At 32.1% G+C, this 13,904-nt stretch carries 11 protein-coding genes; 3 read left to right on the top strand and 8 right to left on the bottom strand.

Annotation, left to right across the window (positions count from 1 at the left end; all coding sequences use genetic code 11):
• Positions 1-21: 21 nt before the first annotated feature.
• The 8 genes from mfd to EDD61_RS03550 all read right to left on the bottom strand — a co-directional run bounded on the left by mfd (position 22) and on the right by EDD61_RS03550 (position 9,326).
• On the bottom strand, positions 22-3,471 hold the full coding sequence (gene mfd / locus EDD61_RS03585; RefSeq protein WP_132224041.1) for a transcription-repair coupling factor: 3,450 nt from the start codon (positions 3,469-3,471) through the stop codon (positions 22-24).
• A gap of 41 nt (positions 3,472-3,512) precedes the next feature.
• Entirely contained in the window at positions 3,513-4,073 is a 561-nt protein-coding gene (pth, locus tag EDD61_RS03580; protein WP_132224039.1) for an aminoacyl-tRNA hydrolase, read from the bottom strand.
• Positions 4,074-4,131: 58 nt separating this feature from the next.
• Complete coding sequence (locus EDD61_RS03575; RefSeq protein WP_132224037.1) at positions 4,132-6,222, bottom strand: GGDEF domain-containing protein; 2,091 nt, start codon at positions 6,220-6,222, stop codon at positions 4,132-4,134.
• A gap of 425 nt (positions 6,223-6,647) precedes the next feature.
• Positions 6,648-7,262, bottom strand: coding sequence for an RNA-binding cell elongation regulator Jag/EloR (jag, locus tag EDD61_RS03570; RefSeq protein ID WP_008690249.1), 615 nt, complete (start codon positions 7,260-7,262; stop codon positions 6,648-6,650).
• Positions 7,263-7,276: 14 nt separating this feature from the next.
• Positions 7,277-8,266: a YidC/Oxa1 family membrane protein insertase gene (locus EDD61_RS03565; RefSeq protein ID WP_008690246.1), complete on the bottom strand. Its 990-nt coding sequence runs from the start codon at positions 8,264-8,266 to the stop codon at positions 7,277-7,279.
• Between the two features lie 30 nt (positions 8,267-8,296).
• Positions 8,297-8,623 carry a ribonuclease P protein component gene (gene rnpA / locus EDD61_RS03560; RefSeq protein ID WP_008690243.1) on the bottom strand — a complete coding sequence of 109 codons (327 nt, stop codon included), beginning with the start codon at positions 8,621-8,623 and terminating at the stop codon, positions 8,297-8,299.
• 53 nt (positions 8,624-8,676) lie between these two features.
• Positions 8,677-8,811 carry a 50S ribosomal protein L34 gene (rpmH, locus tag EDD61_RS03555; protein WP_008977969.1) on the bottom strand — a complete coding sequence of 45 codons (135 nt, stop codon included), beginning with the start codon at positions 8,809-8,811 and terminating at the stop codon, positions 8,677-8,679.
• Positions 8,812-8,930: 119 nt separating this feature from the next.
• Complete coding sequence (locus tag EDD61_RS03550) at positions 8,931-9,326, bottom strand: hypothetical protein (RefSeq protein WP_132224035.1); 396 nt, start codon at positions 9,324-9,326, stop codon at positions 8,931-8,933.
• Positions 9,327-9,944: 618 nt separating this feature from the next.
• Between EDD61_RS03550 and dnaA the strand changes: the two genes are divergently transcribed.
• From dnaA to EDD61_RS03535, 3 genes are all read left to right on the top strand, one after another.
• Positions 9,945-11,300 carry a chromosomal replication initiator protein DnaA gene (dnaA, locus tag EDD61_RS03545; protein WP_008690241.1) on the top strand — a complete coding sequence of 452 codons (1,356 nt, stop codon included), beginning with the start codon at positions 9,945-9,947 and terminating at the stop codon, positions 11,298-11,300.
• A 149-nt stretch (positions 11,301-11,449) separates the two neighbouring features.
• The gene (gene dnaN, locus EDD61_RS03540; RefSeq protein WP_008690240.1) at positions 11,450-12,568 is read left to right on the top strand and encodes a DNA polymerase III subunit beta; all 1,119 of its coding nucleotides are present in this window, start codon (positions 11,450-11,452) and stop codon (positions 12,566-12,568) included.
• A 68-nt stretch (positions 12,569-12,636) separates the two neighbouring features.
• Positions 12,637-13,857, top strand: coding sequence for a helix-turn-helix domain-containing protein (locus EDD61_RS03535; RefSeq protein WP_132224033.1), 1,221 nt, complete (start codon positions 12,637-12,639; stop codon positions 13,855-13,857).
• Positions 13,858-13,904: the final 47 nt, after the last annotated feature.

Genomic DNA, 13,904 nt, shown 5'->3' with positions numbered 1-13,904 from the left:
ATCACAAAGGTGGATGTATCATTAAGCTTCTTTTCTTTCAAGTTTTTCACAACTCTCTAAAATTTCAATAACCGTAATCAACCAATCTTTTCGCTTCGCAAATTGCAAAGTAATTTTACGATTGACATACCGTAATTGAATATCCTTAGAAATACACGTCATGAATTCAAATAATTTCACACCATCAATTGCATTTGACCAGGTTTCGGTAAATGACATACTAATTCTTTTTGGCTGTTCCTGAAAATTCTCTACATAAGGTTCATTTATGAGAATATCCAAACGTTTCTTTTCAAACAATAACTGAACCGCCTTAGGTAATTTTCCATAATTATCCTTAATCTCTTCTAACATTGCCTTTAATTCTTGTTTCGTTTCTATCTTTTCAATACGCTGATACAATGTAATTTTCTCATAATCCTCATTGGCAAACTGTCCTGGTATATAGGCATCTACTTTTACGTTTGCTTTTTTCATAACTGGCTTTTCAACTTTTTTAATGCCTTTTTTCTCCATAATCGCACTATTCAACATCTCGATATACATATCAATACCTACCGTATCAATAAAACCAGCTTGTTGAGGACCTAACATATCCCCGGCACCACGAATCGTTAAATCCCGCATGGCAATCTTATATCCGCTGCCAAGTTGTGTAAATTCTTTGATTGACTTGAGTCGTTTCATTGCTACTTCACTCAACTGACGCTGCGGAGAATACATCAAATACGCATATGCCAAACGATCACTTCTACCAACTCTTCCTTTTATTTGATATAACTGACTTAAACCAAAATGGTCAGCATCTTCAATGAGAATGGTATTCGCATTTGGTATATCAATTCCTGTTTCAATGATCGTCGTGCAAACCAATACCTGATATTGATTATCCGTAAATTGCATCATGACATCTTCAATATCATCACGGCTCATTTGTCCATGAGCGACACCAATTTCCACATCCGGTAATGCTTCTCGTAATTTTCTTGCGACATTATAAATCTCTTTTACATTGTTATAAAGATAAAAAACCTGCCCATTGCGTGCCAGTTCTCTTTGAATAATTTCCTTGATCATTGAAAAATTTTTCTCAATTACATATGTCTGTACTGGCATGCGGTTTAATGGTGGTGTCTCTAATTGTGAAAGTGTACGTATGCCTATCAAAGACATTTGCAATGTTCTTGGAATTGGTGTAGCACTAAGTGATAAAACATCAACACTGTTTTTTAACTCTTTTATCTTTTCTTTATGTTCTACACCGAAACGCTGTTCCTCATCAATCACTAATAATCCAAGATCTTTAAATTGTATATCCTTAGATAATAAACGATGTGTTCCAATCAGGATATCCAGATTACCTTCTTTTAGATCTTTGATGATCTGTTTTTGATCCTGTGGTTTAATAAAGCGATTTACGACCGCAATATTTACTGGAAAATTGCGAAAACGATGTTGAAAAGTTTTAAAATGTTGTAAAGATAAAATGGTTGTCGGACATAGAAAGGCAACCTGTTTATTATCACTCACTGCTTTAAAAGCAGCTCTTGCGGCAACTTCTGTCTTGCCAAATCCGACATCTCCACATAACAATCGATCCATTGGCTTACTGGATTCCATATCACTTTTTATCTCTTTTACTGCTTTTGCCTGATCAATTGTTAATTCATAATCAAAATCATCTTCAAATTCTTTTTGCATCGCCGTATCTTTTGCGAATGCATGCCCGATATGCTCATCACGATTGGCATATAAATGAATTAAACGATCTGCTAATTCTGCTATTTTTGCACTGACTTTTTTCTTTGTCTTTTCCCATTCACCACTGCCTAATTTATTTAGTTTAGGAGCTGCTCCTTCTTTTGATACGAATTTACGAATCAATTGAAATTGCTCTAATGGTACTAATAAAACATCATCACCTTTATAGGCAATATGCAAAAAATCCTTGTGGATACCATCTACCTCTTTATTGACGATACCTAAATATTTACCGATACCATGCTGATTATGTACGACATAATCTCCGATATGCAGTTCTTGATAATCATGCAAAACTTCAGCTTCTTTAAACTTATTGGAATAACGCGTGGATTTACGGGATTTATGAAATAATTCCTTGCTCGTGTAAACGCTGATTCCTTCTGTTAAACAGCTGAATCCTTCAACCATTTTCTTCTCTAAAATAGAGATGCCATCGGTTAATACATCATCCTCATGAACGATGCGTGTAGCTACATGCTGTTCTTCTAGCAGTTTACGGACTTGTGAAATCTCATGATGATCTAAACATAATAAAACTCTGTGACGATGCGATGCTGAAATGATTTCCTGGATAGTCCGTTCTAAATTAATATCACCTAATGACATGCTCATGATTTGTGATGTAATCGGTTTTTTATAATCCACAAACATGCCAAATTCAATAACTTTATGTTTGCCTAATATTTTGGATAAATCTTCAAATACACCAAACTTATACAAAGCACTTCCTTCTTGAAATAATTCTTGTAAATAGGCAATATTTTCTTCCTGTACATGACGGATTGTATCGTTAACTTCTTCCTTACTAGAAACAACAATACTAGCATCTTTCACATAATCGCAAATCGTATTTGCCTGATCAAGAAACGCATAATAACGATATAAATGATTTTCTGCATGTCGATTTGCCAATAAGTCTAAATCTTCATTCACTTGTGATATCAACTGATCACGAAAAGATAATGATAACTGTTTCTGCTGTATAGCTAATTCTTGGTTTGCACGTTCAACGATACAACCGATTTCTTCATCCGTAAACAAAAGATTATTAGCAGGAATGATTGTCACTTCTTTTATCAGTTCAATTGTTCTTTGCGTGGAAATATCGAAAAATCGTACACTTTCGACAAGATTATCAAAAAATTCTATACGAATCGGATGCTCATAATTCATCGAATATACATCGATGATACCACCTCTTGCTGCATAACATAATGGTTGATCAACACGATTTACATAGGCATAGCCAGCTTCAAATAACAGTTGTTTCAGTTGTTCATAATCCAACACATCATCTTGCTGGATATGAATAAAGTGTTGTTGAAAAATATCTACAGATGGTTGAAAACGAATCGCAGCCGCTGCATTCATGACGCAAATATAAGGATGCTTATCTAAAAGCTTTGCCATTGTTTCCATCTGTGCTGCTTTGCTTTCCGGTGAAGCAGCAATAGCTTCCACCCGTAATGATTCTTCCACGCTGAAAAGCAGCACATCATCCTCTAACAGACATTCTAAACGATCATAGAGTTTTTGTGCCGTATATGCGTTATTCTTAATAATAAACATACTTTGCGGTTTTTTGCGATATGCCGCTGCTAACAGCAGGGCTTCTTCACTTAATGATAAATTACCCAGCTGACTTTTACCTTCAACAATGGAAGTAACCGCTGCATTCTGCATGAATTCCTGAAGAAGTATTTTCACTTTATCACCTTATTTTCTGCATGTATTATCATGAAAAAGCTTTATTTCACATTAAAATGGCTCATCGTATCCATAAAGGTATGCGTAACGCTATAAATAGCTGCATCCTTTGCCAGTGCTATTGCTTTTTCATAATCTTCACGATCTTCTTTTCTGATTTTCCCTAATACCCAATCAATGACAGGTACTCGTGAATCCTTTCCGATCCCTACGCGAATTCTTTTAAACTCTTGTGTATGCAAATGTGCAATAATGTTTTTCATACCATTTTGACCACCTGCACTTCCTTTTTCACGTAATCGTATCTTTCCAACAGGCAAATCTAAATCATCATAAATAATCAAAATGTCTTTTACATCAATATGATAAAACTTGACAGCCTCAATAATAGCTTCCCCAGAATTATTCATATAGGTTTGCGGTTTCATTAATAATACTTGTTCTCCTTGTATTCTTGTCATACAAATGAATGATTTAAATTTCTTTTGTGTGATATCAACATGCAATTCCTTAGCAATCGCATCCATGACACAAAAACCTGAGTTGTGTCTTGTGTTTTCATATTCTTTCCCTGGATTTCCTAAACCGGCTATTAATTTCATTTTATCACCTCAATCAGCTTTCTTATTATACATGAAAATTCCATAGAAAAACAGGAAATCAATCCTGTTTTCGCCAATCTTCAAAATATGTAGAAAATGCACAGGCCATATTTTCAATTAAGAGAACATCTTTTATATTCCAAACTTGACGACTCTTTTTATTCATACCCACAATACCATAAAAATGACCATCATATTCAATTTTTTTCTGTATGGTAGACATGATATGATTTTCTTTATACTTTGTTTCATATGGAAAATCACAATGATTCAGATTATGATTTTGAAATAAACCTGTTTCATCAAATTCGTTAAAATACCCTTCCTCTATATGGTAAATGGCTTGACTGCGAATACTTTTATCATTTAAGTTAAACACTTTTAAATACCCTTGTTCTTTTTTTCGGTCTATAAAATAAAGTAAAAATAAGTCTTGTATATGTAAGATTCTCCCTATATAACAAATGGCTCTGTCTAAAATCGTACTGCTTTTCTTTTCCGTATTTAAAATCATAAATACCTTTGGAAGAACTGCAGAGATCGATAATTTAGAAAATTCATTACTATGCATTGGTAATAAGGTTTCTTCCTGAACGTTATCTTCTTCATAAACTACATATTGATTTCTTCCACTCAATTTTGCCTCATACAATGCATGATCTGCTTTTTTATAAATAATATCATATGAATCATCATCCGATGCTTCACATATTCCTATACTGATACTTATTCTTTTTTTAACATTTCTAATTTTAATATCTTGTACATCATTTTTTATCTTTTCTACACAATTTTCTATCTTATATAATTCATATACATGATCTGCATAAATGGCAAATTCATCACCACCTACTCTTCCTATAAGGGTATTTTGATCAACATTATTTTTAATGATTGCTACTATTTCTTTTATGACACGATCACCGATCATATGTCCATAACTGTCATTGATATGTTTAAAATTATCTATATCCATCATCAAGAAAAATGCTTTCTGATCCTTATTTCGACGCTGAAGTTTTTCTATCGTCTGTTTGCGGAAAGCTGTTTTTTTCAAAACGCCGGTAAAGTCATCTAACTCTGTGTACTGCATAAGTTTCTGATTGTTTTCAATGATTTTACGTTGTTTATACAACGTATTTTCTAAATCCATTTTAACTTTCATACTGATCTTACGATTCTCTAAATTAAAAGATTGAGCTTTCTGATATATTTCGTAATGATGATAAATTTCATCTTTTAAATTATCTTTATGAAATTCTTTAAGATATTGTATATAGATTTGTGAAAGTTCTTCTTCAAAATATGGATTTTTCATATCTTTAAATAATTTATTTGCTGTTTGATATAATTTAATAAACAGCGAATCATTTTTCATATGCAAACTCATTTCAAGCATAAAAAACATACAGTTTTTAATATGGGAATAGTCCTCTTCCTGATATAAATTTTTTAATACCTGCTCCATTTTTTCAGGCACCTTTGATGTAGTATGCGCACAGACATCCAGATATAGTTCACTAAGTACATATTCTTCTGGTATTTTAGCTAATTCATTATCTAATTCGTCATATTTCTTTTTCCAAATCCTTACTTCTTCCTGCTCATTCATTCTGGCAAGTGTAAACATAATATGAGAAATAACAATTTGTAAATCTCCCTTTTCAAACTTATCGAGCAACATATAGTCAAATGCTTCTGTATAGTATTGCAAAGCTTCCTGATACATACCGATACTAAAAAATAATGTTCCCATATTTTTTAAAATCAATTGCATGAATCCATATTCCGGATGTTCTTTTGACAGGAAATAAGCATTAATAAAATGATGAAGCGCTGTTAATTCATTACTACTATCTGCATATAAAATGCCGGCAAGATTCATTAAACGTATCTCATAGCGTACATTATCCGCTGATTCACATAGTTTTAAACCTTGACCGCATGCTTTCATAGCTTTTTGTTTATCTTCATTATAAAAAGATAATAAAGATATAAAATACCAGGCAATACTTTCATAATAATGATTTTGCTCTTTTTCAGCTAATTTTAATAATTGCTTTGCCTTTTTCTCTACAATTGACAGATGATGTAGTTTTTGTTGTTCTTCCATCTCTCTCAATAAAGTTTCAAAGATTGTTTCTGTCATTGTGCTCATCTTCCTTTATCGCTATTTTAGCATAAATATTTTAAGCAGTATATGGAATTTTATAAAATTTACTTATATGTGATAAATATAAGATATAAAAATTATAAACCTTCCGTAATATACACTATTTAGAACTTTATAAATTTCCTTTTTTATACCACCATAAATAAAAACAGTCTTCTTACTTTCCTATTTACGATAGATTAACAAATATCTTTTTCGAAATTCATTTAGCATTTTAAATAAGAAATTATCTAGCACATTACATACTCATAATATACAATTAGCTAAAGGTTCTCCATCCTATAACTAATCAGTAAATAACATGTACCTTTCATATCAAATAAATGAAGACATCTTACTAACAAGAATTTCTTATTGTGCAAAAAGAAAAGTCTGCTTTTCACAGACTTTCTAATAGTTTTTTATTGTTTTTCAGGGTCATATACGATTTTTAATCGTCTTTGATTACCTTCCCCTTCACTTACCGTGGAGATATTACGCATATTCGTCAAATAGTTATGAATAGCTTTACGCTCATCAGCTGGCATAGGATCTAAGATAGCATCTGTTTTGCTGCGCTGTACACTTTTTGCTACACGCAATGCTAAAGAACATACTTTTTGGTATTTTTCTTCTTTATATCCATTGATGTCAATGAGAACACGGATACGTTTTTTAAATTCACTGGATACTGCAGATTTCAATACAGCATTCATAGATTGCAGTGTTTGCCCATTTTTACCAATTAAGATAGCATTGTTTTCAGCATCCAAATCTACATGATAGAAATCATTATCTTCACTTACTTCAATGGTTGCTTCCATTTGAATTCCATCAAAATAAGTTTGCAGATAATCCTTCATAAAATCCATGATATCATTTTTGCAATAAGCACTAATCGTTACTTTACTTCCTAATCCCAGAAAACCACTAGTTTCCTCAATAACGGTATAAGTAAGTTCCTCTGCTGTCACTTGTTTATCGTTTGCTGCATTTTGAATAGCATCTTCCAAGTTTTTTCCAGTATATGTTTTCATTGAACGTATGCCTCCTAATCTTTGATAAAGCATTTATGAATCAATAAGTTCTGTCCTACTCTGACAATGGAATTTACCAACCAGTAGAATGACATACCTAATGGCCAGTTGATAGCGAATATGGCAATCATTGCTGTACTCATATACATCATCATATTCATTGAGCCCATCATACCCGGCTGTTTCTTAGGTTCTGCATATTTCTTTTCTTTTACATGTTGTTTCTTTTTTCGATGTTCCTGTAACCATTGTGGCATTTTAAAGGAAAGAAGTTGGAACAAAACCATCAAGATGAAGATAACGCCAAAAGCAATCTGTCCTTCTTTTAAACCTTCAATTGGTGTTTTTGCAAGATTGATACCGGCAAAACTACCAGTTACTACACTGTAAGCACGCATTGTTGCCTGATACATACCCAAAATAACAGGGAACTGAATAAAAGTGATTAATAAAGTTCCAAATGGATTTATTTTATATTTAGAATATAAAGCCTGCATTTCCTGTGCTTGTGCCATTTTGGAACGATCATCTGTACGTCCGGCATACTTTGCCTGGATTTTTTGCATTTCTGGCTGTAATGCCTGCATACGCTGATTTGCGACCTGTGATTTAATAGAAAATAGGAAAATTAATAACTGAATCAAAAAGGTTGCTGCGATGATACCAATACCGGCATCCGTAAAGTTTGCTACCCAGTTGATCAGCTGTGCAATTGGATATACGATAATACCATGGAACCAACCTTCATCCATCGCATCTGAGAAAGTTGTTGGCTTGATGGTAATTCTTTCATCCGGTTTTAAGTCTTTATACAGCTTTTCTGCTTTTGATCCCTTTTCAAAATCTACATTCTTCCTTGCTACGGTTTCTTCTTTAATTGTAATAATGGAGTCCACATAAGTCTTACCATTCTGACCACGCGGTACGCTACATCCTGTGAGCGTTACCACCATCAGCATTACAACAAGAAGCAATTTCTTTTTTTGTTTAAAAAAATCTTTCATTTCATTTCTCCTCGCTAAAGTTGCCTACCTTTATATTTTAACTTTTTTAATCAATCTTTCCAAGAGTTTTTTGTTGTTTATATAATTTTCTTCATGATATTTCACTCGAACGAGAATAATCGTATCAAAATTCTCATCAAATGTATAAATATCTTGTACCATGCTGCGTACTTGCCGCTTAATTTTATTACGTATAACAGCTTTTCCCATCTTTTTTCCAACGGAAATTCCTACACGCGCATGATCTTCTTTTCTAGGTTTTACATAAATAACAAAGGAAGGACATGTATAGAACTTCTTATAATTCATGATTTCCGCAAACTCTCGCGTATCTTTTACACGAAATTCTTTTTTCATATCGTTGCTCCTTTTCAGACCTTACTACAAAAAAATCACCCGAAGGTGATTTTTTAAGCTGACAACACTTTTCTACCTTTACTACGACGACGTGCTAAAACCTTACGTCCTCCAACAGTAGCCATTCTGGCTCTGAATCCATGAGTTTTCTGGTGTTTTCTTTTGCTCGGTTGATATGTTCTTTTCACAAGAGCCACCTCCACTTCTTTTTTCTTTATACAAATTGAGCATTGCTAAGAAATTATACATAAATTCATTATCAAAGTCAATAAAAGTTTAAAATAAATGAAAATTCGCATTCCTTTTTTTAGTTTTTCAATAAAGAAAGTTTATGGAATAAAAAAGGAAATCCGATTAACATAGCGAATATCAAACCTAAAAATAGAAGGATTGGTGTATAAAAGAAACCTATTCCGGAAAGCACAATTTCACAAAAAATCATTCCAAAATATAATAATCTAATATCCAATGAGCTTGTTATCGTTATATAGATATGTATGATTCTAAATATTAAAAAGACACAGATTGCCAACATCAAAATTGTCCAAGCATTCATATTGCCAACCACATAGATTGTCATGGCCAATAAAAAAGCTCCTTCTGTACAATTGCATATTCTAGATAAACTACGACGATTGCTGGCCTTTAGCTTTTCTTCATAATTCAGTAATTTTTCTTTTACTATATTTCCTATTTTATTCATAAAAAACCTGCTTTCTTATTAATTTATATATCGTATCTATTATAACGAAGATTAAAACATTTTCCCATAGTTCTTTTCAGAAAATAAAAAGTGATCTTGTTCTTTCAAGATTTCAACAAAATTTTTATGTTTATATAGGTACTATGTTTTCATAATCAGAAAAGTTTTCAACAATTCTAATCCTCTTTTATAAAAGAAAGTGGAAAACTTCTAAGTTTTACTCCTATTGAAAAGAAAAAAGGGGAATTCTAGCTAAAATTTCTAATATTCTTATTTATCCACAAGCTTTCCACAGTAAATTTAAGCTAGGTTTTCCACCTATTGTGGAAAACGTGGAAAACATTCATTTAGCCTTTAATTATCAGTTTATTTTAATATGAAAAGCTATGGGAAAGCTATTTTTTATACTAGTACTTATCAACTTTTCCACCATTTTTACTTATCCACATTAAAAAATCCACAGGCTTTCCACGTTGATAAGTGTGGAAAACTTTTTTTATCCTTTAATTATCAATGAAATACTTACTTTTCCTGTGGAAAATTTGATATTTTCATAATACGCATAGTTTTTTTCCACCATTTATAGTAAAATATGACTACCGAAAAAAGGAGTTGCTTATGTCAAAGTTTGCTAGTATACAGCTGGATCAGATCTGGCAAAAAACATTGACCCTCATAAATGAAAATGCGCATTTTGATGATGCTGTTTTTAATGCATGGTTTAAAGAGGATTCATCGTTATATGATATAGATGGTGAATTGGCAACCATCATTGTTCCATTTAAAATTAATAAACAAATAATGATGGAATCCATTGATCTGATTCAGGAAAAATTATCTCAGGTTTTGGATCAGCCAGTATCCTGTCAAATATTATTAAGAAATGAAGTCGATTTGTTACAACCATCCTCAGCGGTGAGAAGAAGAAATGAAATCATGTTTGAGGATAAAATAAAAAAAGAATATACCTTTGACAGCTTTGTTGTCGGCAAGAATAACCGTGAAGCCTATGCGGCTGCCATGTCCGCCTGTCATTATCCCGGTAAGTTTAATAACCCATTATTTATCTTTGGTAACTCGGGATTAGGAAAAACCCATTTATTACATGCCATCGGTAATTTTGTAAAAGAAAATAAACCTGATGAAAAAGTTCTTTACATATATAGTGAAGATTTTGTCACTTTACTGATTGAATCTATGAAAAATAAAACAGTAGAAGAGGTCAAAGAAATGATTTGTTCTGTTGATTATCTGCTAATTGATGATATTCAGCGATTGAAACAAAGTACTTCACAAGAAATCTTCTTTAACCTTTACAATAAATTGGTTAGTGATAATAAACAAATTGTTATTACCAGTGATATTCATCCTACTGAATTAAAAGGTATCGAAAATCGTCTGATTTCACGCTTTTCCAGCGGTCTTTCTGTTTCCGTAGGTTCTCCGGAATTTGAAACAGCCAAAGCTATCTTGCAAAAAAAGATGGAAGGACGAAAAGAAGAAATCATGATTGAAGATGAAGTTCTTGATTATTTAGCAACACGGTTTTCCAGTGATGTAAGAAAACTTGAAGGATCTTTAAATGAACTTTTCTTTAAAGCAATATTATATAATCCGGAAAAAATTGATTTAGCATTTACGCAGGAAATATTTAAAGAAAATCCCGTCATTGCAGTGGATGATGAATTAACACCTAAGAAAATAAAAAAAGCGGTTTGTGAATATTATGGATTAACAAGAACGCAGATAGAATCCAAATCAAGAACCAAAAATATCGCCAATGCCAGACATATAGCCGTATATCTATGTCGTAAACATTTAGAAATGCCATTTGTAAAAATAGGCTTTGAATTTGGTAACCGCGATCATTCTACAATAATGGCTAGTTATGAAAAAATGGTAAAATTGTTAAAGGAAAAAGAAACCTTTCAGCAGGCATTATTACAGATTGAAAACAAGCTGGGGATAAAATAAAAAAGTTATCAACATCTTTCAACGTTTCATCCACAGCAAAAATATGTTAAAATAAACGTATGTTATGGGATATACTGAAGTTTTCCACAGTTTCCACATACTTATTATTATTTCATTATAAATAAAAGATAAAGAAGGGAGTTCCACTTATGTACTTCAAAGTAAGCAAAAAAGAATTTTATAACGCATTATCCGTAGCTGCCAGAGCTATCTCAACCTTTTCCCCTTTACCAGCTTTCTCTGGTGTGAAAATTGAAGCTACCATGGATTGCTTAATTTTAACAGGTAGCGATTCTGACATTTCCATTCAAACAAAATTAAAAAAGAGTGAACATTGTGTCTTAGAAATTCACGATATGGGATCTATTGTCATTGAAGCAAAATATATTTTAGAGATTGTACGTAAGATAGATGCTGATGAAATTGAATTTGAAATGTTAGATGGATCATTAACAAAGATATCCGGCAATACCGCAGAATTTCGAATCAATGGTATGAGAGCTTCTGAATATCCTGCGATTGATTTTTCTAAACCAAACGAATGTTTTAATGTAAGTGAAGATATTTTAAAGAAAATTATATTACAAACTAGTTTTGCGACCAGTGATAAAGAAACACGTCCAGTATTAACAGGTGTTAACTTCCAATGTAAAGAACATCAATTACATTGTGTTGCTACCGATTCTTATCGTTTAGCTAAAAAGACAGTAGAAATAGAAGAATCTTTAAACTTTAATATAACGATTCCGGCAAAATCTCTTCAAGAAGTTGTAAAAACTTTAGAAGGGGAAGGCGATGTTGAAATTGCTGTCAATGATAAGAAAGCACAATTTATCATTCATGATACCATTGTACAGACTCGTCTGATTGATGGTGTTTATCCGGAAACAAGCCGTTTGATACCTTTACAGTTTGATTATGAATTAACAATTGACGCTCATGATTTATTAAATGCCATTGACCGTGCAAGCTTTATTAAAAATGATGGTGTATCCGTTATTAAATTTAATTTAAGTGAGCAGGAATGTGTATTATCCAGTAAATCTGTTGAAGTAGGTTCCTCTACAGAAGTCTTAAGCAGTGCAAGTTTTAGTGGAAACGCTCTTGAAATCAGCTGCAATGGACGTTACGTATTTGATGCAATCAAAGCATTAAGCGGCTCTTTGGTAAAATTTAGCCTGTGTGGAGAAATGAAGCCTTTTATCATCCAATCCGTTGATGATGATTCTGTCTTACAGCTAGTATTACCGGTAAGAACTTACGCATAAATAACAATTTAGATAGAAGTGGTTGTACATTTGATCACTTCTTTCTTTTTATAGAAGGAGGTAATTGCATGAGTTTTCTTGAAACAGAATATACATCCCATCATGATAGTAAATGCTTTGGTTTCTTTCTTCGTTATCATCGTAAGAAACAAAACCTATCTTTGAACTATTTTGCAGATATGATTGGAATTACCCCATCTTTTCTAAGTGATATTGAACATGGTAAAAAGGATGTTGCGGAATATACAAAAAAGAAAATATTTCATGAACTCTTCATTAATCAGGAAACCTATGAAAATCATGTATGCAAGTTTGATATTGTTACTATACTACAAGCCATTTTAGAATTTGATATGTCGTTTCTTCATGAAGTATATACTGATATTGAAGATAACATGGATATTTATATGGAAACTTCGGTATTTCATCAGTACATTTTGGCATATACATTAACCTATCTTTTTGAAGATCATAAGACGTTTTTCTTTGATGAAGTATTTATGAAAAATTTTATCTGTATTTTAGATATAGAAGAACAGCATCTTTTATCCGTATGTTATGCCTATAACTTAGAGAAAAATCAAACATGGAAAGAAGCGCAAAAAGAATATAATAAAATAATTCAAAACTATAAATTTACGAAATATCAGGCAATCGATGCATGGCTGTATTTTCGTTTAGCAGAACTTAATCTACATTTGGGTGATATCTATCATAGCCTTGTATATTGTGAAAAAGCGGATGAATATCTAAAAAAAGGCTTATATTTAAAACGTATGTATTATAATTTAGTGACAAAAGCCAATATAGTATCCCTATTACATCAGTATGATGATGCTATTTCACTATTAGATACAATTTTAAAAAAATGTGAACAGGATGATAAACTATGTTTGCATATATTAAATAATAAATGTGCTATCGCCTTGGAACAGCAAGATTATCCCTCACTTTTACTGTACGCAAAACAAGCCAAAACGGCAGGTTATCATTCTGCCTACCTTAGTTTTTACCAGGCATTTGCTTATCTTTGTCTTCATGATATAGAAAAAAGTAAAGAATCTTTTATTAATATGAAGACAATCACAGATCCAATCTTACAGCTCATGTTTTCTTATTGTGCACATCAAATAAAAGGTGAGGATGTAAGTAAAGACATGAAACAGATGATGGATTGGATACAGAATGAATATGATTTTCAGACAAAAAAGTTTTTAAAAACGATCGTCATGCAATATCATGAACAGCATTCTGATTATGAACAGGCGTATTTCATATCGAAACTATGATTCTCTATTAGCTAACAGCGACTTATTTACATACTAGTATCTCTATC

The sequence above is a fragment of the Longicatena caecimuris genome (genome assembly GCF_004341945.1).
In the GTDB taxonomy this organism is placed as follows: Bacteria; Bacillota_I; Bacilli_A; order Erysipelotrichales; family Erysipelotrichaceae; genus Longicatena; species Longicatena caecimuris.
This window is presented reverse-complemented; position numbering and strand designations above follow the sequence as displayed.

Bases quoted from the DNA above. Each gene is read 5' to 3' on its own strand.
- pth (WP_132224039.1), bottom strand. From the start codon at position 4,073: ATGAAATTAATAGCCGGTTTAGGAAATCCAGGGAAAGAATATGAAAAC.
- dnaN (WP_008690240.1), top strand. From the start codon at position 11,450: ATGTACTTCAAAGTAAGCAAAAAAGAATTTTATAACGCATTATCCGTA.
- EDD61_RS03575 (WP_132224037.1), bottom strand. From the start codon at position 6,222: ATGACAGAAACAATCTTTGAAACTTTATTGAGAGAGATGGAAGAACAA.
- jag (WP_008690249.1), bottom strand. From the start codon at position 7,262: ATGAAAACATATACTGGAAAAAACTTGGAAGATGCTATTCAAAATGCA.
- dnaA (WP_008690241.1), top strand. From the start codon at position 9,945: ATGTCAAAGTTTGCTAGTATACAGCTGGATCAGATCTGGCAAAAAACA.
- rnpA (WP_008690243.1), bottom strand. From the start codon at position 8,623: ATGAAAAAAGAATTTCGTGTAAAAGATACGCGAGAGTTTGCGGAAATC.
- EDD61_RS03550 (WP_132224035.1), bottom strand. From the start codon at position 9,326: ATGAATAAAATAGGAAATATAGTAAAAGAAAAATTACTGAATTATGAA.
- EDD61_RS03565 (WP_008690246.1), bottom strand. From the start codon at position 8,266: ATGAAAGATTTTTTTAAACAAAAAAAGAAATTGCTTCTTGTTGTAATG.
- EDD61_RS03535 (WP_132224033.1), top strand. From the start codon at position 12,637: ATGAGTTTTCTTGAAACAGAATATACATCCCATCATGATAGTAAATGC.